The following is a 25,485-nucleotide window of genomic DNA, read 5'->3' as shown; positions in this document are numbered from 1 at the left end:
TCACTCCTTTTGAGTCAGTAATAAATGTAAGAGCATGGTTGCTTCGTGAGCGGCACAGAGCATGACACGCGGTGCCAAAAGTCCGAGGGTGCTTTCGCTGTGGCCGTCACCTGTTTGGTAATAGCGGCTGAATAATTCTTTGGTTTGGACCGTATTCGGATGATCGTAACCGCTGACGCCGCTGGCCCCGATTAACGTTGTTGCGGGATAATGCGTTAGTACATAGCTTGTTAATTCCGCCTTGTTTTCAGCCGAGTCGAAGGCTTCGATGATGTAGGGGAAGCCTTTTAAATAGTTGTCAAAATTACTGCTGTTGATGGTGGTGTGGACGGCGTTCACTTTGATGAACGGATTGATGCGGTGAAGAATATCTTTTAAGGCTACAACTTTCGGTTTGCCCAAATCCGTCATTTCATAAGCTTGGCGACCAAGGTTCGTAATGTCTACCACATCCTTGTCGATGATGGTGAGCTCGCCGATGCCAAGCCGCGCGAGGCTAATGGCGATATGTGAGCCAAGACCGCCGGCACCGCAGATGGGAATGTGGCTCGACTTTAGCTTGTTATAAATGGTTTTGCCGTAACGAGCGTTCCATACGGCGTCGTACGTTGCTTCGTCAGGTGCTTCAGTGCGTGACACGCGTAATAAAGCATCGCCCTCTTTGAGGGGCGTTGCCCCATCGACGGCAAAGCCGTTTAGTAACCAAAGGTCATCGCTGCCGTTGGTAATGATATCCGCCGTAACCGAGCCGGGAGCTACCGACCGGGCTTGGCCGTTTACTGTAATATTCATCAGCCGCCTCCTACGAAGTGAACAATTTCCAGCGTGTCGCTGTCCAGTAACCAAGTTGATTCGAATTCGCTTTGCGGAATGATGATGCGGTTTCGCTCCACCACAACGCGTTTGGAATTGTAGCCCGCAGTTTCGAGAAAGGCGGAAACTGTCACAGATTCCGTAAGCGTTTGTTCTTTGCCGTTGACAATCATGGATGCCTCCTTATAAAATTCCTATAAAAAAAGACATGAAGGGAGAGCACCCTTTTGGTGGTGCTCCCCCTTCATGTCATGGTTATATATTGATTTCAGTATAGCAGAGTTTTGAGAATGGGCAAAGTGATTTTTCAAAAAATTTTTTGCAGTCATTGTCCGGGAATTTTTTTTGTAAAATATTTTTGACAAAGCAATTTTATAATGATATAATACTAAATTGCAAATGTACTCAGATATATATTGATTAATGTATAATATTATTTTATAGGCGTACGAATGCGTCGTATAAATTAAGGGGTACTCAATAATATGACTATAACATCGTTACTGATAAAGGGTAAATCTTCCAAGGTTGTGTTAACCGAAGGCGAAGCAAGGTTCAAAATAAAAAAATGAGAGCCTTGCTTATTTTGTCATTGCGTTAACAGGAAAACTGAGACCTGGATTTTTGTCTGATGTCATACCGTTATAGAATAGAAGGTAAGCCAATTGAAATGAGGGGTGAAAGCTGGTATGTTCAAACCTGAGAAGGTAGGTAAAAGAACGCGTTATACGTATGCTAAAATTAACGAAGTTCTAGAAATGCCACATTTATTGGACGTGCAACGCAAGTCTTATGAGTGGTTTTTGGAGAGCGGTTTACAAAATATTTTTGACGATATTTCTCCGATTAAAGACAATTCAGGTAATTTAGTGCTTTCTTTTGAAGGATTTAGCCTTGGGGAGCCAAAATACGATATTAACGAATGTAAGAACCGTGATGCTACTTATGCGGCGCCATTGCGTGTTAACGTTCGTTTGATTAATAATGATCCTGAAAACCAGGATATTAAAGAACAGGAAGTTTTCATGGGCGACTTCCCGTTGATGACCGAAACCGGTACATTCATTATCAACGGGGCGGAACGTGTTATCGTATCCCAGCTGGTTCGTTCCCCGGGTGTATATTACACTCGTGAAATCGATACTATGGGTAACCGCTTGTACGGTTCCACAGTCATTCCTAATCGTGGTGCTTGGATTGAGCTTGAAACAGATGCTAACGAAATCGTATCCGTACGTATCGACCGTAATCGTAAATTACCGGCTACAATTTTAGTTCGTGCCCTTGGTTGGAGCACGGATGAATCCATTTTGGAATTGTTCTGGAATGGTGAAACTGACGAAGAAGGCAATCGCGTATATGACGAACGCTTGCTTCGCACCCTTGAAAAAGATACCACCGAATCTTCCGAAGAAGCGTTGGTTGAAATTTACAAAAAATTACGTCCGGGCGAACCGCCTACAGTAGAAAGTGCACGTAATTTATTCGACAATTTATTCTTCGATCCGCGTCGTTACGATTTAGCGCGCGTAGGTCGTTATAAATTGAATAAAAAATTAGGCTGGCGTCAACGTATGTTAGGTCAGACTTTGGCTCAGCCAATCGTAAACATGGAAACCGGCGAAATCATCGTTGATGCTGATACAGTAATGAACGAAGAACAGCTCGATATCGTTGCGAATAGCGGCGTTTTCAGCGGTGAAGGTTTTGCGGAATTCTATGTGAAGAGCTCTGAAGGCCACTCCTTCAAAGTTATCTGCAATAACAGCAACTTGCCGTTTGAACATCGTACGGTAACTCGCGAAGATATGATTGCCAACATCAGCTACTTGTTGAACTTGATGGATGGCGTTGGTCATGTGGATGATATCGACCACTTGGGTAACCGTCGTTTGCGTTGCGTAGGCGAATTGTTACAGAATCAGTTCCGCATCGGTTTAACTCGTATGGAACGTGTAGTTCGCGAACGTATGACGATTCAAGACAATGCTATGATTACGCCACAGGCGCTCATCAACATTCGTCCGGTAGTGGCAGCTATTAAAGAATTCTTCGGTTCCTCTCAGTTGTCCCAGTTCATGGATCAGACTAACCCACTTGGCGAATTGACGCACAAACGTCGTTTGTCCGCGTTGGGACCTGGTGGTTTGTCTCGTGAACGTGCGGGCTTCGAAGTTCGTGACGTGCATCACTCCCACTATGGTCGTATGTGTCCGATCGAAACACCTGAAGGTCCGAACATCGGCTTGATTTCTTCCCTTTCCAACTATGCGAAAGTTAACGAATTCGGCTTTATTGAAGCGCCATATCGTCGTGTAGAAAAAATCTACGGTACCGGCGATCAGGCCAACAAAATTATTAAAGTACAAGTTACGGATCAGGTTGTGTACATGACGGCCGACGAAGAAGAAGGCATGACCATTGCACAGGCTAACTCCATTCTCGATAGCGAAGGTAACTTCGTAGATACGCATATCGCTTGTCGTCGCGGTTCTGAAGTCCTTGAAGTAGCACCTGAAAAAGTTGACTACATGGACGTTAGTCCGAAGGAAGTTGTTTCCATCGGTACCGCTATGATTCCGTTTCTCGAAAACGACGATGCTAACCGTGCTTTGATGGGTGCGAACATGCAGCGTCAGGCCGTGCCTTTGCTCCGCGCTCAGGCTCCGCTTGTAGGTACCGGTATGGAATACAAAGCAGCCACTGACTCCGGCGTTTGTGTACTGGCTAAAGAAGAAGGTATCGTTACTCGTTGTTGGGGTAATGAAATCCATGTACAGCGCGACAACGGTCGTGTTGACGTTTACAAATTAAATAAATTCCTTCGTTCCAACCAATCCACATGTTTCAACCAGAAACCAATCGTATTCCGCGGCGACCGCGTTGTTAAAGGCCAAGTATTGGCTGACGGCCCGGCTACTGACGGCGGTGAATTGGCACTCGGTTTTAACGTGCTCGTGGCGTTCATGCCGTGGGAAGGTTACAACTACGAAGATGCTATCTTGCTTAGCGAAGAGCTTTGCAAAGAAGATATTTATACATCCATTCATATTGAAGAATACGAATGTGATGCACGCGACACCAAATTGGGTGCCGAAGAAATTACCCGTGAATTGCCGAATACGGGCGATGACAATCTTCGCAACTTGGACGAAGAAGGTATCATCTGCATCGGTGCGGAAGTTCATCCGGGGGATATCTTAGTTGGTAAAGTTACACCAAAAGGTGAAACTGAATTAACGCCGGAAGAACGCTTATTGCGTGCCATCTTCGGTGACAAAGAACGTGAAGTACGTGATACTTCCCTTCGTGTGCCGCATGGTGAATCCGGTAAAATCGTTGACGTTAAAGTTTTCACTCGTGAAAACGGTGATGAATTGCAACCGGGCGTTAACAAATTAGTTCGTGTATATATTGCACAAAAACGTAAAATCCACGAAGGCGATAAAATGGCCGGTCGTCATGGTAACAAGGGTGTCGTTTCCCGCGTAATGCGTCAGGAAGACATGCCATTCTTGCCGGACGGCACACCGGTTCAAATCGTATTGAACCCATTGGGCGTACCTTCTCGTATGAACATCGGTCAGGTATTGGAAACTCACCTCGGTTGGGCTGTTCAGGGCCTCGGTATGCAGATTAAAGCTACCGACCTCAAGATTCAAAATGTATTGAACCAAGCGAAAGCCGACAGCCGTTATTGGGATAATATCGACCGCATTAAAGAATTATACGGCGAAATGGACGCTTTAAAAGCTAAAGTGGCGGAAAACGTAACTGTTGCCCATCTTGATGTGGACAGTGAAATCGATGCACGCCGCGAAGAAGCGTTGAGCTTAATCTTGGCGGAAGCACAGAAACAATTGACTGAACTCGGTGGCCGCGAACGTTATGACGAATTGCGCGCTATCGAAAAAGAATACAGCGATGCTGAAATTGAATATTTTGACGATGAAGACCAAGCTCCGGAAATGGAAGAATCTTTACAGATTGAATTAAAAGACATTTCGGTAGTGGTTGACATCATCGATGCTATTGAATCGGCTCGTGTAAAACGCGAAGAAATCCGCAAAGATTTGGAATCTTACGGTTATGACTACGAAACTTACGGCATGCCAAAACCTGATGTAGCCGGTATCCATATCGCTACACCGGTATTTGACGGCACGCACGAAAGTGACGTATTCGATACCCTCCGTATTGCCGGTAAAAATGATGACGGTAAAACCGTATTGTACGACGGCCGTACGGGCGAACCGATGGATAACAAAGTTACCGTTGGTTACGTATACATGTTAAAACTTCACCATTTGGTTGATGATAAGATCCATGCTCGTTCAACCGGTCCTTACTCCTTAGTAACGCAACAGCCATTGGGCGGTAAAGCTCAGTTCGGCGGTCAGCGTTTCGGGGAAATGGAAGTATGGGCGTTGGAAGCCTATGGTGCAGCGTATACCTTGCAGGAATTGCTCACTGTTAAGTCTGATGACGTGGTAGGTCGTGTGAAAGCATACGAAAAGATTGTTAAAGGTGAAAATATTCCTGAACCGGGCGTACCGGAATCTTTCAAAGTATTGCTTAAAGAACTTCAGAGTATCGGTCTTGATGTGAAGATTTTGAACGAAGATCAAGAAGAAGTTGTAATCAAAGAACTTGATGACGACGATGATGTAGATACCAATGAAGATGAAATCAAAGAAGTAATGGAAGGCTCAGATGCAGTAGCTGACGATACGGAAGAAGCGAATGTTATCGAAGAAGAACCGGTAACGAGCGGGGAAGATGACGACATACTTAGCACTATGGCTACGTATGTCGGCGAATCCGAAACTGATGAAGACTAATATTTGAGTATCCGAAAGAAGGGAGCGATACTTGTGCTAGACGTTAATGAATTCGATTCTATGCGAATCGGCTTGGCTTCGCCGGAACAAATTTTAGATTGGTCCTATGGGGAAGTTAAAAAGCCGGAAACAATTAACTATCGTACGCTTAAACCGGAACGTGACGGCTTGTTCTGCGAGCGTATTTTTGGACCGACCAAGGACTGGGAATGTCATTGCGGTAAATATAAACGCATTCGCCATAAAGGCGTAGTCTGCGATAAATGTGGTGTAGAAGTGACTCGTTCTAAAGTGCGTCGTGAGCGCATGGGTCATATTGTATTGGCTACACCGGTATCTCACATTTGGTATTTCAAGGGTATCCCATCTCGTATGGGTCTTATCCTTGATGTATCACCACGTTCCTTAGAGCGCGTACTTTACTTTGCTGCTTACATCGTAGTTGATCCGGGCAGCACGCCGCTCATGAAACGTCAGTTGTTATCTGAAACTGAATTCCGTGAATATGAAGCGCAATTCAATGAAGAAGATTACAAAATCAACGGCAAACAGGTTGAAATTGAAACTGTGGCTCAGCGCCGCGACCGTTTGGCGATTATTGCCGAAGCACAACGCAAAATAGCTGCTAATGAAGCATTAAAAGCTAACACTGAAATTGCCGAAGAAGAAAAAGAATATGAAGAATTGACTCGTGAAGAACGTTACGAATTAGGCGCTCAAGAAGAAGTGGAATTCGTGTGCGTTGACATGGGGGCCGAAGCCATTAAAGCATTACTTGCCGAATTGGATTTGGAAAGCCTTAATGTTGAACTTCGCAGTGAACTCGAAACGGCTACGGGCCAACGTAAAATTCGTGCCGTACGTCGTTTGGAAGTAGTTGAAGCATTCCGTCAGTCCGGCAATAAACCGGAATGGATGATTATGGATGTAGTACCGGTTATTCCGCCGGAATTACGCCCTATGGTTCAGCTCGACGGCGGTCGTTTTGCTACATCTGACCTTAACGATTTATATCGTCGTGTAATTAACCGTAACAACCGTTTAAAACGTTTATTAGATTTAGGCGCTCCTGATATTATCGTGCGCAACGAAAAACGTATGTTGCAAGAAGCGGTTGACGCTTTGATCGACAATGGTCGTCGCGGTCGTCCTGTAACAGGTCCGGGCAACCGTCCTTTGAAATCTTTATCCGATATGCTTAAAGGTAAACAAGGTCGTTTCCGTCAGAACCTCTTGGGTAAACGTGTTGACTACTCCGGCCGTTCCGTAATCGTAGTTGGTCCGGAACTCAAAATGCATCAATGCGGTTTGCCTAAAGAAATGGCGCTCGAATTATTCAAACCTTTCGTTATGAAACGTTTGGTAGAACGCCAACAGGCAAGCAATATTAAAGCTGCTAAACGTCAGGTAGAACGAATCGGCCCGGGCGTTTGGGAAGCTTTGGAAGAAGTAATTAAAGAACATCCGGTACTCTTAAACCGTGCACCGACATTGCACCGTTTGGGTATCCAGGCATTCGAACCTATCCTTTGGGAAGGTCGTGCCATTAAATTGCATCCGTTAGTATGTACTGCGTTCAACGCTGACTTCGACGGTGACCAGATGGCTTGTCACTTGCCATTGTCCGTAGAAGCTCAGTCCGAAGCGCGTACCCTCATGTTGTCGTCCCATAACATCTTATCCACTAAGGATGGTAAACCGGTAGCGGTTCCTTCCCAGGATATGATTTTGGGTACTTACTACTTAACCGTAGTACGTCAACATACGAAGGAAAAAGCTAAATACTTCGCTAACTTTGACGAAGTTATGTTGGCTTATGATTCCGGCGTAATCGGCTTGCAAGATATTTTATACATTCGTGAAGAAGGCCATGGTCGTGTTGAAACGACGGCCGGCCGTTTGATCTTTAACAACGCCCTCTACCCTGAACTTCGTCAATACGAATTACAGGAAGACGGACATTATACATTAGGTCGCGTTATGGACAAGAAGATGGTTGGTAAATTAGTTGACCAATGCTTCCAGTTATTCGGCAACGAAAAAACCGCTGAACTTCTTGACCGCGTAAAATCCTTAGGTTATTCCTACGCTCGTCGTGCCGGTATGACTATCGCGATTGCGGATATTAAAGTACCGACTGAAAAAGCGGAAATTTTACAAAAAGCGGACGAAGATGTAGAAAAAGTATCCCGTAACTACCGTCGTGGTTACATGTCCGAAGACGAACGTTATCGCAAGACTATCGAACTTTGGACTCAGGCTACGGAAGACGTAACGGATGCCATGATGGATACCATGATGCGTGACCAGGAAGGTTTCAACCCGGTTTACATGATGGCTATCTCCGGTGCCCGTGGTAACAAACAGCAGATTCGTCAGTTGGCCGGTATGCGTGGTTTGATGGCCGACCCATCCGGTCGAATCATCGACTTGCCAATCAAGGCTAACTTTAAAGAAGGCCTTACTGTATTGGATTACTTTACATCCAGCCATGGTGCCCGTAAAGGTTTGGCCGATACGGCGCTTCGTACAGCTGACTCCGGTTACCTCACTCGTCGTCTCGTTGACGTATCGCAAGACGTTATCGTTCGCGAAGAAGATTGTGACGTAGTAGGCATTGACTTAGTGCGTGAACGCGCTCGTTTGGCAAGCTCCACTCGTCAGGCTCTTTCCTTGTTGAAAGATAAATTGATTGGTCGCGTACTCGATAAAGATGTTGTAGATCCTGCAACGGGTGAACTCGTATTGGCCGCTGAAACTATCTTGACTCTTCAAGATCTTGAAGCTTTAGCCGATCATAAGATCACCGATATCGATCTTCGCGGTGCTCATTTGGGTAGCGACAGCGATATTAACCATACTAACTTGGTTCAAAAAATCAGCCTTGGTGAAACCGATGAAGGCATTCGTCAGACATTGAGTGAAACCATGGTTCAAAATATGCTCGGCAAAGATACCGTTAACGCTGTAGTTGACAGCGAAGGTAACGAAGTATTCCCGGCTCACAGTGCTCTTACTGAAGAAGGCATTGAAGCGATTCTTGACAGTGATGTTAAGGAAGTACAGGTACGCAACAATGATATCCACGGCATTGAAGTGGAAGCCATCGTTGAAGGTTCCGGTATTATTGAACCGCTTAAAGACCGTATCGTAGGCCGTACGGCTGCTGAAGAATTAATCAACAAAGAAACCGGCGAAGTTATCGTGCCGCTTAATGGCGAAATTACGGAAGAATTGGCTGATGAAGTAGTTAAACACTATGAAACGGTTAAGATTCGTTCCGTATTGACTTGTCATTCCCCTTATGGTGTATGTATGAAGTGCTATGGCCGTGACCTCGGTACCGGCAACCAGGTACAGGTTGGTGAAGCTGTTGGTATTATCGCAGCTCAGTCCATCGGTGAACCGGGTACACAGCTTACAATGCGTACATTCCATACAGGCGGTGTTGCCGGTGATGATATTACGCAAGGTTTGCCACGTGTTGAAGAATTGTTCGAAGCACGTCGTCCTAAACGTCATGCCATCATCAGTGAAGTGGAAGGTACAGTTCGCGTAGTTCCTAATGACAATAAAAAAGGTACTAACACTATCTTTGTTACCGACAAAGACGGTGTGGAATATGATTACCTCATTCCATACGGTGCCCGCATTATCGTACGTGACGGTGATGTAGTTAAATTGGGTGCCCGTTTAACAGAAGGTTCCATTAATCCGCATGACATCATGCGCGTAATGGGTACTGAAGCTACTCAGCGCTACCTCGTTTATGAAGTACAGAAAGTATATAAATCTCAAGGTGTAGAAATTAACGATAAACACATTGAGGTTATTGTGCGCCAGATGCTTCATAAAGTGAAGGTAGAAGAAGTGGGCGATGCCGACTTATTACCTGGCGATCCTATCGATGTTAACACCTTTGAAGAAGAAAACCGTCGTCTTATCTTGAACGGCAAACAACCGGCTACGGGTAAACGTATTTTACTCGGTATCACTAAAGCTGCGTTGGCTACTGACAGCTTCTTGTCGGCAGCATCCTTCCAGGAAACGACGCGTGTTCTTACCGATGCTGCTATTAAAGGCAAAATCGATCCATTATTGGGCCTCAAAGAAAACGTTATTATCGGTAAGTTGATTCCGGCTGGTACCGGCATGAGCCGTTATCGTAAGATTAAGGTTACTAAAAAAGAACCTCAAATCGAAGATGTAGTAGCGGTTGAAGCTTCGGCTGCAGTTGAAGAATAAGTAAGAATTTGACAATGGTGCATCGGTAGAGAGGGAACTTACAGGTTTCATCTTTACCGGAGCCAATGTCATAAATAGAGTTATGTAAGAGAGTGTTATTATGTAAAAATAATGGCACTCTTTTATATTTAATTCGAAATCTATGTATGCTAATTTTGCAACTAATGCATAGAATTGTATAAAATGAAGAAAAATTACGTAAATTTTGTATAAAATTATGTGAAATATGCAAAAATAAGGCCTTTTGAAACACACGGATAAGTGTACATATAAAATGTTGATTTACTGCGGTGAAAAGGCTATAAAAGTTGTTGACAGGCATGGGGTAGTAATGCTAAACTGTTATAGTGCTCAGGGGAGAGTGTGCCTGAGTACAAGAAAAATCAAGGAGTAATGGTATGGAAATCGAAGTATTAACATCAGCGAAAAAGACAATCGGAGCTAAACAAACGTCGAAAGCGATTATGCGCGGCGAAGTTCAGATGGTGTTTGTTGCTAATAACAGTGACGATCGAGTGGTGTTGCCCATACTTGAACTTTGTGAGAAACACGCCGTACCGGTAAATCAAGAACACTCCATGGAAGAACTTGGTAAGGCCGGCAAGATTAAAGTAAAAGCAGCTGCCATCGGGGTGCTGCGCTAAATTTGGTAATATCTGTGGTGATAATTCGTCATTGCAGATCAATTATAAATCTAATTGTTTGGAAAGGAGGTGCCCACATGCCAACTATTAACCAGTTAGTACGCAAAGGCCGTCAAACTTTGACAAAGAAATCCGACGCTCCTGCACTTAAAGAAAGTCCGCAGAAACGTGGTGTATGTACTCGTGTATATACAGCTACTCCAAGGAAACCGAACTCCGCGCTTCGTAAAGTTGCCCGTGTTCGTTTGACAAACGCTATTGAAGTAACTGCTTACATCCCAGGCATTGGTCACAATTTACAGGAACACAGTGTAGTACTTATCAGAGGTGGTCATGTTAAAGACTTACCCGGTGTGCGTTATCACATTGTTCGTGGTGCTTTGGATACAGCCGGCGTACAGAATCGTATGCAGAGCCGTTCCAAATATGGCGCGAAAAAAGCTAAGAAATAATTATAGCTAAACAATTGAAATCACACATCGTAGAGGAGGAAATAACATGCCAAGAAAAGGCCCTGTGTTGAAGCGTGATGTACTTCCGGATCCGGTGTACAACAGCAAATTGGTTACACGCTTCATTAACAAAGTAATGTACGATGGTAAAAAAGGTATTGCCGAAACTATCGTATATGATGCATTTGAAATTATTCGTTCCAAAATGGGTCAGGACCCAATGGAAGTATTTGATCAGGCTTTAAAAAATGTAATGCCTGTATTGGAAGTTCGTGCTCGTCGTATCGGCGGTGCCAACTACCAAGTTCCGGTTGAAGTTCGTGCCGATCGTCGTCAGACGTTAGGTATTCGTTGGATGGTAAACTACGCTCGTCTTCGCGGCGAACGTACCATGAAAGAACGTTTGGCCGGTGAATTAATGGATGCGTTCAACAATACTGGCGCAGCTATTAAGAAAAAAGATGACACTCATAAAATGGCAGAAGCTAATAAAGCGTTTGCTCATTATCGTTGGTAATTAGTAAGAGGAGTTGACATTCGTGGCAAGAGAATTTTCGCTAGAGAAAACTCGTAATATCGGTATCATGGCTCACATCGACGCCGGTAAAACAACCACAACGGAACGTATTCTTTACTACACAGGCCGAGTTCACAAGATCGGTGAAGTTCATGAAGGCGCTGCGACGATGGACTGGATGGCACAGGAACAGGAACGTGGTATTACAATCACGTCTGCTGCGACTACTTGTCACTGGAAAGAACATCGCATCAACATCATTGATACCCCGGGTCACGTTGACTTTACTGTAGAAGTAGAACGTTCGTTGCGCGTACTTGACGGTTCCGTTGCAGTATTCAGTGCTAAAGGTGGCGTTGAACCACAGTCTGAAACTGTATGGCGTCAAGCATCTACCTATGGCGTACCACGTATCGCTTATGTAAATAAGATGGATACCGTAGGCGCTGACTACTTCAATGTTGTAAACATGATGAAAGAACGCTTGGGTGCAAACAGTGTTGCTCTTCAAGTACCAATCGGCGCTGAAGATACTTTCAAAGGCATCATCGACTTGATGACTATGAAAGCCGAAATCTACATCAGCGATGATGGTAAAGAATTCGAAATCACTGATATTCCTGAAGACTACGTACAAATAGTTCAAGAACGTCGTGAAATGTTAGTAGACGCTATTGCCGAAACTGACGACGAAATCATGATGAAGTACTTGGAAGGCGAAGAAATCAGCATTGATGAATTAAAAGCGGCTCTTCGTAAAGCAGTTTGTGAAAACAAATTGTTCCCTGTACTTTGCGGTTCTTCTTATAAGAACAAAGGTGTGCAGATGTTATTGGATGCAGTTATTGACTACATGCCATCTCCACTTGATATTCCAGCTATTAAAGGTGTTAACCCTGATACAGGCGCTGAAGAAACTCGCCCTGCATCCGATGAAGAACCATTCTCCGCATTGGCCTTCAAAATCATGGCTGACCCTTATGTTGGTAAATTAGCGTTCTTCCGCGTATACTCCGGTTCCTTAGAATCCGGTTCTTACGTGTTCAACTCCACAAAAGGTAAGAAAGAACGTATCGGTCGTATCCTTCAGATGCATGCTAACAGCCGTCAAGAAATCGAACGCGTTTACTCCGGCGATATCGCAGCTGCTGTAGGCTTGAAAGATACAACCACCGGTGATACTCTCTGTGATGAAAAGGCTCCGGTAATTCTTGAATCCATGGAATTCCCAGAACCTGTTATCTCCGTAGCAGTTGAACCTAAAACTAAAGCTGACCAGGAAAAAATGGGTATCGCTTTAGCTCGCTTGGCTGAAGAAGATCCAACCTTCAAAGTTCGCACTGATGAAGAAACCGGTCAGACAATCATTTCCGGTATGGGTGAACTTCACCTCGACATTATCGTTGACCGTATGAACCGTGAGTTCAAAGTTGAATGTAATGTTGGTAAACCTCAGGTTGCTTACCGTGAAACGATTCGCAAATCCGTTAAATCTCAAGGTAAATTCGTACGTCAGTCCGGTGGCCGTGGTCAATATGGTGACTGCTGGTTGGAATTAATTCCGCAAGAACCTGGTGCAGGCTTCGAATTTGAAAACAAAATTGTCGGCGGTGCTATTCCTCGTGAATACATTGGACCGGTTGAAAACGGTGTTAAGGAAGCTATGGAATCCGGTGTTATCGCCGGCTACCCAATGGTTGACATCAAAGTAATCGTATTTGACGGTTCCTACCATGATGTTGACTCCTCCGAAATGGCGTTTAAAATCGCCGGTTCGATGGGCTTCAAAGAAGGTGCTCGTAAAGCCGACCCAGTACTTCTCGAACCATACATGGCGGTAGAAGTTGATGTACCGGAAGAATACATGGGCGACGTAATCGGCGACTTGAACTCTCGTCGTGGTCGTATGGAAGGCATGGAAGCTCGTAACGGCAGCCAGCATATCAAAGCATTCGTTCCATTGAGCGAAATGTTCGGTTATGCAACGGACCTCCGTTCCAAAACTCAGGGTCGTGGTAACTACTCTATGACAGTAGACCATTACGAAGAAGTGCCTAAGAAAATTGCTGAAGAAATTCAAGCAAAGAAAAACGGCTAATCCCTTAAGGGTTAACACAATAAGTAAAATTTTAATTATCCGGGAGGACAATTCAAAATGGCAAAAGCAAAATTTGAACGTACTAAACCGCATGTTAACATCGGTACTATCGGTCACGTTGACCATGGTAAAACTACTCTTACTGCAGCAATCACTAAAGTACTTGCTGAAGAAGGCAAAGCTCAGTTCCAGGACTACAGCATGATCGACAAAGCTCCTGAAGAACGTGAACGCGGTATCACAATCAACACTTCTCACGTAGAATATGAAACTGAAAACCGTCACTATGCTCACGTTGACTGCCCAGGCCATGCTGACTATGTTAAAAACATGATCACCGGTGCTGCTCAGATGGACGGCGCTATCTTGGTTATCGCTGCAACTGACGGCCCTATGGCTCAGACTCGTGAACACATCCTTCTTGCTCGTCAGGTAGGTGTACCAGCTATCGTTGTATTCTTGAACAAAGCTGACATGGTTGACGATGAAGAATTGATCGAATTAGTAGAAATGGAAGTTCGTGACCTCCTTTCCACTTACGAATTCCCTGGCGACGAAGTACCTATTATCGTAGGTTCCGCTTTGAAAGCTTTGGAAGGCGACGCTAAATACGTAGAAAAAATCAAAGAATTGATGCAGGCAGTTGACGACTACATCCCAACTCCTGAACGCGACACTGACAAAACTTTCTTGATGCCGGTCGAAGACGTTTTCACAATCACCGGTCGTGGTACTGTTGCTACCGGTCGTGTTGAACGTGGCGAAGTTAAAGTTGGTGACACTGTAGAAATCGTTGGCTTGAAAGAAAAAGCTGAAAGCTATGTAGTTACCGGTCTTGAAATGTTCCGTAAAACTTTGGATTCCGCACAAGCTGGCGACAACGTTGGTGCTCTTCTTCGTGGTGTAGACCGTAAAGACATCGAACGTGGTCAGGTATTGGCTAAACCGGGTTCCATTCACCCACACACTAAATTCAAAGGTGAAGTTTACGTATTGACTAAAGAAGAAGGTGGCCGTCATACTCCATTCTTCTCCAACTATCGTCCACAGTTCTACTTCCGTACAACTGACGTAACCGGTGTTATCCAGTTGCCAGAAGGTACTGAAATGTGTATGCCTGGTGATAACATCACTATGACTATTGAATTGATTACACCAATCGCTATTGAAGCTGGTCTTCGTTTCGCTATCCGCGAAGGTGGCCACACAGTAGGCGCCGGTGTTGTTACTGAAATTATCGAAGGATAATTAGTAGTAAATGTAGGTCACAAACCTATACTTTGTGCAGCGCAGAGCGGCATTTGCATGCCGCTCTTGTGTTGTGTTTTTAAACTATGATATAGAAGGTTGCCTCTGCGGAGGAGAATTTCTATGGAGCAGTTCATTCATGAAATGAGCGACAGGAGGAAGTTATTCATGGCTAAACAGCAAAAAATTCGTATTCGTTTAAAATCATACGATCACAAAGCTCTTGATCAGAGCGCGGCAAAAATTGTTGACACTGCAAAACGCAACGGTGCATTAGTATCCGGTCCAATTCCATTGCCAACTGAAAAAAATATTTTTACAATTCTTCGTTCACCACATGTCAATAAAGACTCTCGTGAACAATTCGAAATGCGTACACATAAACGTTTAATCGATATTCTTGAATCAAATGCGAAAACAGTAGATGCTATCACCCGTCTTGAATTACCGGCTGGTGTGTCTATTGAAATAAAATTATAATAAGGAGGTGCGATTATGTCTAAAGCTATTTTGGGTAAAAAGTTAGGAATGACTCAGATCTTCACTGCTGAAGGTAAACTCGTTCCTGTCACTGTAGTGGAAGCAACCCCAAGCGTAGTAGTGCGTGTTAAAACTGTTGAATCTGACGGTTATGACGCAGTACAGCTCGGCTATGGCTCCATTAAAGAAAAACATTTAACTAAACCTGTAAAAGGCCAGTTCGACAAAGCCGGCGTAGCACCGGTTAAATATCTTCGCGAACTTCGCCTTGCTGAAGCAACTGATTACACAGTGGGCCAAACTCTGGCAGCTGATATCTTCGCAGAAGGTGAGTTGGTTGATGTTGTAGGTACAGGTAAAGGTAAAGGATTTGCGGGCACTATTAAGCGCCACAACTTCCATCGTGGTCCTGTAACTCACGGTTCCAAATCTCATCGTGAACCTGGTTCCATCGGTCCTATGATCTCCGGTGGCGGCGGTAAGGTATACAAAGGCAAGAAACTCCCTGGACAAATGGGTGGCGGCAGAGTTACCGTACAGCGCTTATCTGTAGTAAAAGTTGATGCAGACCGTAACTTACTTTTAGTTAAAGGTGGCATTCCGGGCGCTAAAGGCAGCCTAGTAATGGTTCGCAACACGGTGAAACCTGTTAAATAACATTGTCGAAAGGAGGATCTCTAATGCCAACAGTAACAAAATACAATATGTCCGGCGCTAAAGTCGGTGAAATACAGTTAAATGATGCAGTATTTGCAGTTGAAGTTAACGAAGCTGTTATGCATCAAGCCGTAGTTCGTCAGTTATCTAACGAACGTCTTGGCACTCACGCAACTAAAACGAGAGGTCTTGTTCGTGGCGGTGGTCGTAAACCTTGGAAACAAAAAGGTACTGGCCGTGCTCGTGTAGGCTCCACTCGTAGCCCATTGTGGGTTGGTGGTGGTACCGTATTTGGTCCACAACCTCGTAGCTATTACAAGGCAATGCCTCGTAAAGCTAGACGTCTTGCAGTTAAATCTGCTCTTAGCGATAAAGTAAACAACAACGAATTAATCGTATTGGACGAATTAACCTTAGCAGCTCCAAAAACGAAAGAAGTATTAAACATCCTTAACAACTTCAACGTAGGTGACGCTAAAGTATTATTTATCACCGAAGGTGATATTAATGTAGAACGTTCCGCTCGTAACATTCAAGGCGTTAAAGCTTTGGCTTGTGAAGGCGTGAACATTTTTGATCTTCTCCACTACGATAAGCTCTTCATCACTGAAGGTGCCGTAGCAAAGATTGAGGAGGTGCTCGCATAATGGAATTACGCGATGTTCTTATTCGTCCGATTATTACAGAAAAAACAACTCTGCTTATGGAAGAAGGCAAATACACTTTCCGTGTGCCTTTGACTGCAAACAAAGTGCAGATTCGTCAAGCTGTAGAAAAAATCTTCAACGTACAGGTAGAAAAAGTAGCTACCATTCGAGTTCTTGGTAAAGTAAAACGCATGGGCCGTACACAGGGTAAACGTAGCGATTACAAAAAAGCTATCGTAACTTTGAAGGCTGGCGAATCCATTGAATTCTTTGAAGGTGTTTAAGATAGTCTAGTAAGGAGGCCCCATAATGGCAATTAAATCATTCAAACCGTACTCCGCTGGTCGTCGGTTTATGACAGTATCTGCCTTCACTGAAATCACTGCAAGCAAACCTGAAAAGTCTTTGCTCGCTAAGGTTTCTCAGACAGGCGGTCGTAATAACACCGGTAAAATGACTGTACGTCACCAAGGTGGCGGTCACAAGCGTCAGTACCGTATTATTGACTTCAAACGTGTTAAAGATAATATCCCGGCTAAAGTAGCATCTATCGAATACGATCCTAACCGTAGCGCTCGTATCGCGTTGCTTAACTATGCCGATGGTGAAAAACGCTACATTCTTGCTCCACATGGCTTGAAAGTAGGCGACACTGTATATAGCGGTCCTGAATCCGATATCAAACCTGGTAACTGCTTACCATTACTCAACATTCCTTTGGGTACTCAAGTACACAACATCGAAATGAAAATCGGTAAAGGTGGCCAGATCGTTCGTTCCGCAGGTACTTCTGCTCAGCTTATGGCTAAAGAAGGTTCCTATGCATTACTTCGTTTACCATCCGGTGAACTTCGTCGTGTTCATATCAACTGCCGTGCAACCGTAGGTGTTGTAGGTAACATTGATCATGAAAACATTACAATCGGTAAAGCCGGTCGCCATCGTTGGATGGGCGTTCGTCCTGGCAACCGTGGTGTTATAATGAACCCTTGTGACCATCCACATGGTGGTGGTGAAGGTAAATCTCCTGTAGGTCGTAAACATCCTGTTACACCTTGGGGTAAACCGGCACATGGTGTTAAAACTCGCGACAAGAAAAAAGCTTCTAGCAGCTTGATTGTTAAACGTCGTACAAAATAGGATAGCAGGAAGGAGATAAGACAGTGTCCAGATCTATAAAAAAAGGCCCTTTCGTTGCAGCTTCGCTTGCAAAGAAAATTGATGCCTTAAATGAAACTAATGATAAGAAAGTTGTAAAAACCTGGTCTCGTGCCTCTACTATTATCCCTAACTTTGTAGGCCATACAATTGCTGTGCATGATGGTCGCAAACACGTACCTGTATTCGTTACAGAGGATATGGTAGGTCATAAATTAGGCGAATTCGCTCCGACTCGTACTTTCAAAGGTCACGTTAAGAGTGAAAAAACAACCGGTAAGAAATAATATAGGAGGAATTAGATAATGGAAGCAAAAGCAATCGCTAGACACGTGCGCATCGCGCCTCGTAAAATCCGTATTGTTGCTGACCTCGTTCGCGGCAAGAATATCGGCGAAGCATTTGCCATCTTGAAGTTCACTCCGAAAGTTGGCGCCGATGTAGTAGAAAAAGTAATGCGTTCCGCAATCGCAAATGCAGAACACAATTTTGATATGAATGTTGACAATCTTTATGTATCCGAAATCTTCGTTGATCAGGGTCCAACAATGAAACGCATTCATCCTCGTTCCCGTGGACAGGCTTTCAAAATTTTGAAACGCTCCAGCCACGTAACAGTAGTAGTTTCTGAAAGAGCTTAATAGAAGGAGGGAATATAGTGGGTCAGAAAGTTAATCCCCATGGTTTGCGTGTTGGTATCGTAAAAGATTGGGACGCAAAATGGTATGCTGATAAAGATTACGCTGCAAATCTTCACGAAGACGTTTTAATTCGTAACTTCTTGAAGAAAACCCTTTTCATTGCCGGTATTTCCCGCATTGAAATTGAGCGTATTAATAAACGTATTAAATTGACTATCCACACTGCTAAACCAGGTATGGTTATCGGTCGTGGTGGTGCAGGTATCGAAGATATCCGCAAAGCGTTAAAACGCTTCACTGATAAACAAATCGATGTAAACATCGCTGAAATTAAGCAAGCTGATATGGACTCCGTATTAGTTGCTGAAAACATTGCCAGCCAGTTGGAACGCCGTATCGGTTTCCGCCGTGCAATGAAACAAGCCGTAGGTCGCACAATGCGTCTTGGTGCAAAAGGTATTAAAATCATGGTTAGCGGTCGTTTAGGCGGCGCTGAAATCGCTCGTAGCGAATCCTACCGTGAAGGCAGTATCCCATTGCACACACTTCGTGCCAATATCGACTACGGTACTGCTGAAGCTCATACAACTTACGGTTGTATCGGCATCAAAGTATGGATCTACAAAGGTGAAGTATTGCCGGAGGCAAAACAAGCACCTGCTAAGAAGGAAGAAGGTGACAACTAATGCTTATTCCAAAGCGCGTAAAGCATCGTAAACAATTCCGCGGTCGTATGAAAGGTCGCGCAATGCGTGGTAACACAGTTGCTCACGGTGAATTCGGTTTAGTAGCATTAGAGCCATCTTGGATCACAAACCGTCAGATCGAAGCTGCTCGTATTGCTATGACTCGTTATATTAAACGTGGTGGTAAAGTTTGGATCAAAATTTTCCCAGACAAACCAATCACTGCTAAACCAGCTGGTACTCGTATGGGTTCCGGTAAAGGTTCGCCTGAATACTGGGTTGCTGTAGTAAAACCAGGTCGCGTAATGTTCGAAATGGACGGCGTATCTGAAGAAGTAGCTCGTGAAGCTATGCGATTGGCAGGTCATAAACTTCCAATCAAAACTAAGTTCGTTGTTAAGGGTAAAGAATTGGGTGGTGACGTAAATGAAGGTTAATGACATCCGTAACATGAGCGCTGCCGAAATGGAACAAAAAGTTTCCGGCCTTAAAGAAGAGTTGTTTAACCTCCGTTTTCAGCTCGCAACTGGTCAATTAGAAAATCCAATGCGTATTCGTGAAGTTAAGAAAACTATTGCGCGTATTAAAACAATTCAGCGTGAAGCTGCTCTTAAAGGAAACGCATAATAACAAATTTGTTTTGGATTGAAAAGGAGGCTAATGGTCGTGGCAGAAGAAAGAAATGTACGAAAAGTACGTGTAGGCAAAGTTGTAAGTAACAAAATGGACAAAACCATCGTTGTGTCCGTTGAACGTAAAGTGCCTCACGCTTTATATAACAAGCCAATGGTAACAAGCAAACGCTTTAAAGCTCATGATGAAAACAATGAGTGCCAAATTGGCGATACAGTTAAAATTGTAGAAACTCGTCCACTTTCCAAAGATAAACATTGGAGATTGGTTGAAATTATTGAAAAAGTAAAATAATACGTGATGTAAGGAGGAAATACGATGATCCAGCAACAAACAATTTTGAATGTTGCCGATAACACTGGCGCAAAACGTATTATGTGTATTCAAGTTTTGGGCGGTTCTTATCGCAAATTCGGCAATATCGGTGACGTAATCGTTGCTTCTGTAAAAGATGCATCACCCGGTGGCGTTGTCAAGAAAGGCGACGTAGTTAAAGCCGTTATTGTTCGTTCTAAAAAAGGTATCCGTCGTCAGGACGGTTCTTATATTCGTTTCGACGAAAATGCAGCAGTAGTAATTAAAGATGACAAGAGCCCACGTGGCACTCGTATTTTTGGACCGGTAGCTCGTGAGCTTCGTGAAAAAGACTTCATGAAAATCATCTCCCTTGCTCCGGAAGTATTATAAGAAGGAGGAACGCGACGATGTCCCAAACTAAACTTCTAGTAAAAAAAGGCGATACTGTTGTTGTTATCTCCGGTCGAGATAAAGGCAAACAAGGTGAAGTTATCGCAACTGAACCTAAGAAATCGCGCGTTTTCGTGAAAGGTGTTAACTTAGTAAAACGCCACACGAAACCAAGCCAGGCTAACCCTCAGGGCGGCATCATCACTAAGGAAGCTCCTATCCATGTTTCCAACGTAATGGTAATCGATCCTGAAACTAAACAGCCTACTCGTATCAAAAAAGTAGAACAAAATGGTAAATTCGTACGTGCGACTGTGAAAAGCGGTGCCGTACTCGATAAATAATAAGGGAAAGGAGGGCTTTTAACTAATGTCTCGTTTAAACGAAAAATATACTAGTGAAATTCGTCAGGCTTTACAGGAAAAATTCCAGTACAAAAACGTAATGGAAATTCCTAAATTGGAAAAAGTCGTTATCAATATTGGTGTTGGCGATGCAGTTGGTAATGCTAAAGCATTGGAAGCTGCCGTTAACGACCTCACTATTATCGCCGGTCAGAAACCGGTAATCACCAAAGCTAAGAAATCCATCGCTAACTTTAAAGTTCGTGAAGGTATGGCCTTAGGTACTAAGGTAACTCTTCGCGGCGAACGCATGTATGAGTTCTTAGACAAGTTGATCAACGTAGCTTTGCCACGTGTACGTGACTTCCGAGGCGTGAGTGCAACGGCTTTTGATGGCCGCGGTAACTATGCATTGGGTCTTAAAGAACAGCTCATCTTCCCTGAAATTGAATATGATCAGGTAGAACGTGTAACAGGTATGGATATCATCGTAGTTACAAGCGCTAAAACTGATGAAGAAGCGCGTGAGTTGTTGACTCTTTGTGGCATGCCTTTTGAAAAATAATTAGGAGGAACTTATAGATGGCTAAAAAATCTATGATTGAACGCGAAAAGAAACGTGCGAAAATCGTTGCTAAATATGCTGCTAAGCGCGAAGCTTTAAAAGCAGCCGGCGACTATGAAGCATTGGCACAATTGCCTGCAAATGCTTCTCCAACTCGTTTACATAATCGTTGCAACTTGACCGGTCGCCCTCATGGCTACATGCGTAAATTCGGTATTAGCCGTATTGCGTTCCGTGAACTTGCATACAAAGGACAGATTCCTGGCGTTAAAAAAGCCAGTTGGTAATTGGATTACGGGAGGAGGTTTTTAGAATATGGTAATGACCGATCCGATTGCGGATATGCTTACGCGCATCCGTAATGCAAATGCTGCTCTTCATGAATCCGTAGAGATTCCTGTATCTCGCATGAAGGCTGCCGTTCTTGAAATCCTTAAAGAAGAAGGGTTTGTAAAGAGCGTTGAAACCGTTGAAAACGGCAAACACACAGTTTTAAAAGTAACGTTAAAATATGGTTCCAATAACGAAAAAGTAATTACTGGAATTAAACGTATTTCCAAACCGGGATTACGTGTTTATGCGAAGAAGGAAGAACTCCCTCGCGTACTTGGTGGTTTAGGTATTGCAGTTATCTCCACATCTAAAGGCGTTATGAGCGACAAACAAGCTCGTAAAGAAGGTCTTGGTGGCGAAGTACTCGCATACGTATGGTAATCAGGCAATAGGAGGTAGAAATAATGTCACGTATCGGTAGAATGCCTATCGAGATCCCTGAAGGCGTTACAGTTAACTACGAAAACCACGTAATGACTGTTAAAGGCCCTAAAGGTGAATTATCTCGTGAATTGCATCCGGATATGATTATTACTGTGGAAGGTAACACAATCACAGTAGCTCGTCCGAGCGAAGATAAAGCACACCGTTCTTTACATGGCCTCACTCGAGCTCTTGTTGCTAACTTGGTAACAGGCGTTCATGATGGCTTTGCTAAAACATTGGAAATCAACGGTGTTGGTTACAGAGCGGCCAAACAAGGTAACAAATTAGTGCTTACCCTTGGTTTCTCTCATCCAGTAGAGATGGAAGCTCCTGCTGGTATTACCATTGATGTGCCGGCTCCTAACAAAATCATTGTTAGTGGTGCTGACAAAGAAGTGGTTGGTGCTGTAGCTGCTAATATTCGTAAATGGAGAGAACCAGAACCTTACAAAGGTAAAGGTATCCGTTATGAAGGCGAAGTTGTTCGTCGTAAAGCTGGTAAAGCTGGCGCTAAAGGCAAATAATATCAGTAGAATTTAGAAAGGAGTGAACATCTTGGCTCGTAAATCCACAAGAAATATTGCTCGAGCAAAACGTCATCTTCGTATTCGTCGTCACATTTCCGGTACGGCGCAATGCCCACGTTTGAACGTATTCCGTAGCCTTAGCAACATTTATGCACAGGTTATTGATGACGTAGCTGGTACTACTTTGGTAGCAGCAAGCTCATTAGATAAAGAATTAAACTTGAACTATGGTGGCAACATTGCTGCAGCTAAAGCTGTTGGTGAATTAGTTGCTAAACGTGCTATCGCAAAAGGCATCGAAACAGTAGTATTCGATCGCGGTGGTTACATCTATCATGGTCGTGTAGCGGCCCTTGCAGAAGGCGCTCGTGAAGCTGGCTTGAAATTCTAAGAAGGAGGAACTTTAGACATGGCGAGAATTGACTACACCAGTCTTGATCTTAAAGAAAGAGTAGTATTCATCAACCGCGTAGCCAAAGTAGTAAAAGGCGGTCGTCGTTTTTCCTTCAGCGCTTTAGTAGTTGTCGGTGATGGCAACGGTTACGTAGGCGTTGGCTTAGGTAAAGCGGCAGAAGTGCCTGAAGCAATTCGTAAAGGCATTGATGATGCTAAGAAAAATCTTATTCACGTTGTTATTAAAAACGGTACAATTCCTCACACTGTAACCGGTCGTTTCGGTGCAGGCAGCGTTTTCTTGAAACCGGCTGCAGAAGGTACCGGGGTTATCGCAGGTGGCCCTGTGCGTGCCGTATTGGAATTAGTAGGTGTTCGTAACATCCTTACGAAATCCCTTGGTTCTTCCAATCCTAACAACATGGTTCGCGCAACAATTGAAGGCTTGGCACAGTTAAAACGTGTTGAAGAAGTGGCAGCACTTCGCGGCAAAACTGTAGCTGAGATTTACGGCTAATAAGGGGGATTGACTGTAATGGCACAGGTAAAAATTACATTGACCAGAAGCTTAATCGGTCGCCCTGAAGATCAGCGCGCAACTGTAAAAGCTCTTGGCTTAAAGAAAACTAACTCTCAGGTAGTTAAAGAAGTTACACCTCAAATTCAGGGTATGCTTCACAAAGTTAGACATTTAGTTACTGTAGAAGAAGTATAATATAGATAAGGAGGTGCACTGAATGAAACTTCATGAATTAGCTCCAGCAGCAGGTTCTAAAAAGACACGCACTCGTCGTGGTCGTGGTCTTGGTTCCGGTCTTGGTAAAACCGCTGGCCGTGGTCAGAAAGGTCAAAACTCCCGTAGTGGTGGTGGCGTACGTTCCGGCTTCGAAGGTGGCCAGATGCCTCTTTATCGCCGTTTACCAAAACGTGGTTTCAAAAATGTGTTCGCTAAAGAATATGCGGAAGTTAATATTTCCCAACTTAACCGCTTCGAAGATGGTGCTACGGTTGATCCGGTAGCTCTTATCGAAATGGGCATTTTGAAAAACGTACGTGATGGTATTCGCATCCTTGGTAATGGCACGTTAGAAAAGAAATTAACAGTTATTGCTAATGGTTTTACTAAAACTGCCGAAGAAAAGATTGTAGCAGCAGGCGGAAAAGTAGAGGTGATCTAGGGTGCTAGAAGGCCTCTCGAACATCTTTAAAATAACAGAGCTACGCAATAAAGTAGCGTATACATTACTTATGTTTATCGTGTTTAGGGCAGGCGTTCATATCCCGGTCCCTGGCGTAGATGCCTCTGTTATTGAAAGCTTATTTACATCCGGCGGCTTATTTGGTCTCTTAGACTTATTCGCCGGTGGTGCGTTAAGTAAGTTCTCCATCTTTGCCATGAGTATTACCCCATACATTAATGCGTCGATTATTATGCAGCTCTTAACAGCGGTAGTACCGACCTTTGAACAGTGGAGTAAAGACGGCGAAGACGGACGTAAGAAAATTGCCAAAGTAACACGCTATGGCACCGTAATTCTTGGATTTGTCCAAGCTTTCGGTATGTCCTATGCGTTACGTGCTAATAGTGCACTTATTGACAACAGTTTCTTATCAGTTATTGTAACTGCCATCATCCTTACAGCAGGGACTTGTCTCCTCATGTGGATTGGTGAACAGATTACAGCATACGGCATTGGTAACGGTATTTCCCTTATCATCTTTGCCGGTATCGTAGCGCGTTTCCCATCCGGATTCAGCACTATCTACGAATATTTACAAGTAGGAACAATTAATATTTTCCAAGCAATATTATTTGCGATTATCGCTGTTGCAATGATCGTATTTGTAATTGCGGTAACACAAGGTCAACGTCGTATTCCGATTCAATACGCCAAACGCGTTGTTGGTCGTAAAATGTACGGTGGACACTCAACCTTCCTTCCTCTTAAGGTCAACCAGGCAGGTGTTATTCCAATTATCTTTGCGTCATCCGTTTTGATGTTCCCTGTGACGTTAGCTCAGTTTGTGCAGGTTGACTGGGTGAGAACACTGGCTAATTATTTCACATGGGGAACCCCATTGCAGACAGTATTATATGCTGTATTGATTTTTATTTTTACGTACTTCTATACAGCTATCTCAATTAACATTACGGATATGGCAGATAATATGAAAAAATACGGTGGATTTATCCCTGGCATTCGTCCGGGTAAACCTACTGCTGATTATGTAGATCGCGTAATGACTCGCATTACCTTCGCGGGCGCCTTATTCTTGGCTCTCGTTGCTATTTTACCTAACTTTATCGGTGGTATTACAGGCATCGAAGGTGTGTATTTTGGTGGTACAGCGTTACTTATCGTTGTCGGCGTTGCTTTAGATACAATGCAACAAGTTGAGTCTTTAGTTTTAACCCGTCACTATAAGGGCTTTGTTAAATAGGAGGAAAA

At 43.9% G+C, this 25,485-nt stretch carries 31 protein-coding genes; 29 read left to right on the top strand and 2 right to left on the bottom strand.

The window, feature by feature from the left end:
• Positions 1-792, bottom strand: a complete 792-nt coding sequence (gene thiF, locus MXE28_RS05780) for a sulfur carrier protein ThiS adenylyltransferase ThiF (protein ID WP_226974535.1) — start codon at positions 790-792, stop codon at positions 1-3.
• Entirely contained in the window at positions 792-986 is a 195-nt protein-coding gene (thiS, locus tag MXE28_RS05775) for a sulfur carrier protein ThiS (protein WP_021842333.1), read from the bottom strand. The genes thiF and thiS overlap by 1 nt, the downstream gene beginning before the upstream one ends.
• A 516-nt stretch (positions 987-1,502) precedes the next feature.
• On the opposite strand from thiS, the gene rpoB reads away from it, so the two are divergent.
• The 29 genes from rpoB (at position 1,503) to secY (ending at position 25,477) form a co-directional block, all read left to right on the top strand.
• The gene (gene rpoB / locus MXE28_RS05770; RefSeq protein WP_226974536.1) at positions 1,503-5,654 is read left to right on the top strand and encodes a DNA-directed RNA polymerase subunit beta; all 4,152 of its coding nucleotides are present in this window, start codon (positions 1,503-1,505) and stop codon (positions 5,652-5,654) included.
• A gap of 33 nt (positions 5,655-5,687) precedes the next feature.
• Positions 5,688-9,899: a DNA-directed RNA polymerase subunit beta' gene (gene rpoC, locus MXE28_RS05765; RefSeq protein ID WP_295247110.1), complete on the top strand. Its 4,212-nt coding sequence runs from the start codon at positions 5,688-5,690 to the stop codon at positions 9,897-9,899.
• A 398-nt stretch (positions 9,900-10,297) separates the two neighbouring features.
• Positions 10,298-10,543 (top strand): ribosomal L7Ae/L30e/S12e/Gadd45 family protein, encoded by a 246-nt coding sequence (locus MXE28_RS05760; RefSeq protein ID WP_006555647.1) that lies wholly within the window; start codon positions 10,298-10,300, stop codon positions 10,541-10,543.
• Between the two features lie 77 nt (positions 10,544-10,620).
• Complete coding sequence (gene rpsL / locus MXE28_RS05755; RefSeq protein WP_226974537.1) at positions 10,621-10,995, top strand: 30S ribosomal protein S12; 375 nt, start codon at positions 10,621-10,623, stop codon at positions 10,993-10,995.
• A 46-nt stretch (positions 10,996-11,041) separates the two neighbouring features.
• Entirely contained in the window at positions 11,042-11,512 is a 471-nt protein-coding gene (gene rpsG / locus MXE28_RS05750) for a 30S ribosomal protein S7 (RefSeq protein ID WP_006555649.1), read from the top strand.
• A gap of 22 nt (positions 11,513-11,534) precedes the next feature.
• Positions 11,535-13,610 carry an elongation factor G gene (gene fusA / locus MXE28_RS05745; RefSeq protein WP_226974538.1) on the top strand — a complete coding sequence of 692 codons (2,076 nt, stop codon included), beginning with the start codon at positions 11,535-11,537 and terminating at the stop codon, positions 13,608-13,610.
• 57 nt (positions 13,611-13,667) lie between these two features.
• Positions 13,668-14,858, top strand: a complete 1,191-nt coding sequence (gene tuf / locus MXE28_RS05740) for an elongation factor Tu (RefSeq protein ID WP_226980776.1) — start codon at positions 13,668-13,670, stop codon at positions 14,856-14,858.
• A 168-nt stretch (positions 14,859-15,026) separates the two neighbouring features.
• Positions 15,027-15,338 carry a 30S ribosomal protein S10 gene (gene rpsJ / locus MXE28_RS05735; protein ID WP_040770779.1) on the top strand — a complete coding sequence of 104 codons (312 nt, stop codon included), beginning with the start codon at positions 15,027-15,029 and terminating at the stop codon, positions 15,336-15,338.
• Positions 15,339-15,353: 15 nt separating this feature from the next.
• Entirely contained in the window at positions 15,354-15,995 is a 642-nt protein-coding gene (gene rplC / locus MXE28_RS05730) for a 50S ribosomal protein L3 (RefSeq protein ID WP_006555653.1), read from the top strand.
• A gap of 23 nt (positions 15,996-16,018) precedes the next feature.
• Entirely contained in the window at positions 16,019-16,642 is a 624-nt protein-coding gene (rplD, locus tag MXE28_RS05725) for a 50S ribosomal protein L4 (protein ID WP_021842136.1), read from the top strand.
• Complete coding sequence (rplW, locus tag MXE28_RS05720) at positions 16,642-16,926, top strand: 50S ribosomal protein L23 (protein ID WP_006555655.1); 285 nt, start codon at positions 16,642-16,644, stop codon at positions 16,924-16,926. Before rplD ends, rplW begins: the two co-directional genes overlap by 1 nt.
• A gap of 25 nt (positions 16,927-16,951) precedes the next feature.
• A complete protein-coding gene (rplB, locus tag MXE28_RS05715) occupies positions 16,952-17,782 on the top strand; it encodes a 50S ribosomal protein L2 (protein ID WP_247239917.1) in 831 nt (276 codons plus the stop codon).
• A 23-nt stretch (positions 17,783-17,805) separates the two neighbouring features.
• Positions 17,806-18,087 (top strand): 30S ribosomal protein S19, encoded by a 282-nt coding sequence (rpsS, locus tag MXE28_RS05710; protein WP_021842138.1) that lies wholly within the window; start codon positions 17,806-17,808, stop codon positions 18,085-18,087.
• Between the two features lie 18 nt (positions 18,088-18,105).
• Positions 18,106-18,441: a 50S ribosomal protein L22 gene (gene rplV / locus MXE28_RS05705; protein ID WP_006555658.1), complete on the top strand. Its 336-nt coding sequence runs from the start codon at positions 18,106-18,108 to the stop codon at positions 18,439-18,441.
• A 17-nt stretch (positions 18,442-18,458) separates the two neighbouring features.
• The gene (gene rpsC, locus MXE28_RS05700; protein WP_006555659.1) at positions 18,459-19,127 is read left to right on the top strand and encodes a 30S ribosomal protein S3; all 669 of its coding nucleotides are present in this window, start codon (positions 18,459-18,461) and stop codon (positions 19,125-19,127) included.
• Positions 19,127-19,564: a 50S ribosomal protein L16 gene (rplP, locus tag MXE28_RS05695; protein ID WP_006555660.1), complete on the top strand. Its 438-nt coding sequence runs from the start codon at positions 19,127-19,129 to the stop codon at positions 19,562-19,564. Before rpsC ends, rplP begins: the two co-directional genes overlap by 1 nt.
• A complete protein-coding gene (rpmC, locus tag MXE28_RS05690) occupies positions 19,554-19,754 on the top strand; it encodes a 50S ribosomal protein L29 (protein WP_006555661.1) in 201 nt (66 codons plus the stop codon). The genes rplP and rpmC overlap by 11 nt, the downstream gene beginning before the upstream one ends.
• A 39-nt stretch (positions 19,755-19,793) precedes the next feature.
• Complete coding sequence (gene rpsQ, locus MXE28_RS05685) at positions 19,794-20,054, top strand: 30S ribosomal protein S17 (protein ID WP_277600414.1); 261 nt, start codon at positions 19,794-19,796, stop codon at positions 20,052-20,054.
• Between the two features lie 24 nt (positions 20,055-20,078).
• Positions 20,079-20,447, top strand: a complete 369-nt coding sequence (rplN, locus tag MXE28_RS05680; RefSeq protein ID WP_006555663.1) for a 50S ribosomal protein L14 — start codon at positions 20,079-20,081, stop codon at positions 20,445-20,447.
• Entirely contained in the window at positions 20,441-20,791 is a 351-nt protein-coding gene (gene rplX / locus MXE28_RS05675) for a 50S ribosomal protein L24 (protein WP_348644760.1), read from the top strand. Before rplN ends, rplX begins: the two co-directional genes overlap by 7 nt.
• Before the next feature lie 25 nt (positions 20,792-20,816).
• A complete protein-coding gene (gene rplE, locus MXE28_RS05670) occupies positions 20,817-21,356 on the top strand; it encodes a 50S ribosomal protein L5 (protein WP_006555665.1) in 540 nt (179 codons plus the stop codon).
• A gap of 17 nt (positions 21,357-21,373) precedes the next feature.
• Entirely contained in the window at positions 21,374-21,643 is a 270-nt protein-coding gene (rpsN, locus tag MXE28_RS05665) for a 30S ribosomal protein S14 (RefSeq protein WP_006555666.1), read from the top strand.
• A gap of 28 nt (positions 21,644-21,671) precedes the next feature.
• A complete protein-coding gene (rpsH, locus tag MXE28_RS05660; RefSeq protein WP_006555667.1) occupies positions 21,672-22,070 on the top strand; it encodes a 30S ribosomal protein S8 in 399 nt (132 codons plus the stop codon).
• A 23-nt stretch (positions 22,071-22,093) separates the two neighbouring features.
• The gene (gene rplF, locus MXE28_RS05655; RefSeq protein ID WP_021842141.1) at positions 22,094-22,639 is read left to right on the top strand and encodes a 50S ribosomal protein L6; all 546 of its coding nucleotides are present in this window, start codon (positions 22,094-22,096) and stop codon (positions 22,637-22,639) included.
• A gap of 31 nt (positions 22,640-22,670) precedes the next feature.
• Complete coding sequence (gene rplR / locus MXE28_RS05650) at positions 22,671-23,033, top strand: 50S ribosomal protein L18 (RefSeq protein ID WP_247239916.1); 363 nt, start codon at positions 22,671-22,673, stop codon at positions 23,031-23,033.
• An 18-nt stretch (positions 23,034-23,051) separates the two neighbouring features.
• Entirely contained in the window at positions 23,052-23,552 is a 501-nt protein-coding gene (gene rpsE, locus MXE28_RS05645) for a 30S ribosomal protein S5 (RefSeq protein ID WP_021842143.1), read from the top strand.
• Between the two features lie 18 nt (positions 23,553-23,570).
• Positions 23,571-23,750: a 50S ribosomal protein L30 gene (gene rpmD / locus MXE28_RS05640; protein ID WP_006555671.1), complete on the top strand. Its 180-nt coding sequence runs from the start codon at positions 23,571-23,573 to the stop codon at positions 23,748-23,750.
• 22 nt (positions 23,751-23,772) lie between these two features.
• A complete protein-coding gene (gene rplO, locus MXE28_RS05635; RefSeq protein ID WP_006555672.1) occupies positions 23,773-24,213 on the top strand; it encodes a 50S ribosomal protein L15 in 441 nt (146 codons plus the stop codon).
• 1 nt (position 24,214) lies between these two features.
• On the top strand, positions 24,215-25,477 hold the full coding sequence (gene secY / locus MXE28_RS05630) for a preprotein translocase subunit SecY (protein ID WP_021842144.1): 1,263 nt from the start codon (positions 24,215-24,217) through the stop codon (positions 25,475-25,477).
• Positions 25,478-25,485 lie beyond the last annotated feature (8 nt).

The organism is Veillonella sp. KGMB01456 (assembly GCF_023051165.1).
In the GTDB taxonomy this organism is placed as follows: Bacteria; Bacillota; Negativicutes; order Veillonellales; family Veillonellaceae; genus Veillonella_A.
This window is presented reverse-complemented; position numbering and strand designations above follow the sequence as displayed.

What these genes read in the sequence shown, in the direction of transcription:
- thiF (WP_226974535.1), bottom strand. Translation starts at nt 792, where the DNA reads ATGAATATTACAGTAAACGGCCAAGCCCGGTCGGTAGCTCCCGGCTCG.
- thiS (WP_021842333.1), bottom strand. Translation starts at nt 986, where the DNA reads ATGATTGTCAACGGCAAAGAACAAACGCTTACGGAATCTGTGACAGTT.
- rpoB (WP_226974536.1), top strand. Translation starts at nt 1,503, where the DNA reads ATGTTCAAACCTGAGAAGGTAGGTAAAAGAACGCGTTATACGTATGCT.
- MXE28_RS05760 (WP_006555647.1), top strand. Translation starts at nt 10,298, where the DNA reads ATGGAAATCGAAGTATTAACATCAGCGAAAAAGACAATCGGAGCTAAA.
- rpsL (WP_226974537.1), top strand. Translation starts at nt 10,621, where the DNA reads ATGCCAACTATTAACCAGTTAGTACGCAAAGGCCGTCAAACTTTGACA.
- rpsG (WP_006555649.1), top strand. Translation starts at nt 11,042, where the DNA reads ATGCCAAGAAAAGGCCCTGTGTTGAAGCGTGATGTACTTCCGGATCCG.
- tuf (WP_226980776.1), top strand. Translation starts at nt 13,668, where the DNA reads ATGGCAAAAGCAAAATTTGAACGTACTAAACCGCATGTTAACATCGGT.
- rpsJ (WP_040770779.1), top strand. Translation starts at nt 15,027, where the DNA reads ATGGCTAAACAGCAAAAAATTCGTATTCGTTTAAAATCATACGATCAC.
- rplC (WP_006555653.1), top strand. Translation starts at nt 15,354, where the DNA reads ATGTCTAAAGCTATTTTGGGTAAAAAGTTAGGAATGACTCAGATCTTC.
- rplD (WP_021842136.1), top strand. Translation starts at nt 16,019, where the DNA reads ATGCCAACAGTAACAAAATACAATATGTCCGGCGCTAAAGTCGGTGAA.
- rplW (WP_006555655.1), top strand. Translation starts at nt 16,642, where the DNA reads ATGGAATTACGCGATGTTCTTATTCGTCCGATTATTACAGAAAAAACA.
- rplB (WP_247239917.1), top strand. Translation starts at nt 16,952, where the DNA reads ATGGCAATTAAATCATTCAAACCGTACTCCGCTGGTCGTCGGTTTATG.
- rplV (WP_006555658.1), top strand. Translation starts at nt 18,106, where the DNA reads ATGGAAGCAAAAGCAATCGCTAGACACGTGCGCATCGCGCCTCGTAAA.
- rplP (WP_006555660.1), top strand. Translation starts at nt 19,127, where the DNA reads ATGCTTATTCCAAAGCGCGTAAAGCATCGTAAACAATTCCGCGGTCGT.
- rpmC (WP_006555661.1), top strand. Translation starts at nt 19,554, where the DNA reads ATGAAGGTTAATGACATCCGTAACATGAGCGCTGCCGAAATGGAACAA.
- rplN (WP_006555663.1), top strand. Translation starts at nt 20,079, where the DNA reads ATGATCCAGCAACAAACAATTTTGAATGTTGCCGATAACACTGGCGCA.
- rplE (WP_006555665.1), top strand. Translation starts at nt 20,817, where the DNA reads ATGTCTCGTTTAAACGAAAAATATACTAGTGAAATTCGTCAGGCTTTA.
- rpsN (WP_006555666.1), top strand. Translation starts at nt 21,374, where the DNA reads ATGGCTAAAAAATCTATGATTGAACGCGAAAAGAAACGTGCGAAAATC.
- rpsH (WP_006555667.1), top strand. Translation starts at nt 21,672, where the DNA reads ATGGTAATGACCGATCCGATTGCGGATATGCTTACGCGCATCCGTAAT.
- rplF (WP_021842141.1), top strand. Translation starts at nt 22,094, where the DNA reads ATGTCACGTATCGGTAGAATGCCTATCGAGATCCCTGAAGGCGTTACA.
- rpsE (WP_021842143.1), top strand. Translation starts at nt 23,052, where the DNA reads ATGGCGAGAATTGACTACACCAGTCTTGATCTTAAAGAAAGAGTAGTA.
- rpmD (WP_006555671.1), top strand. Translation starts at nt 23,571, where the DNA reads ATGGCACAGGTAAAAATTACATTGACCAGAAGCTTAATCGGTCGCCCT.
- rplO (WP_006555672.1), top strand. Translation starts at nt 23,773, where the DNA reads ATGAAACTTCATGAATTAGCTCCAGCAGCAGGTTCTAAAAAGACACGC.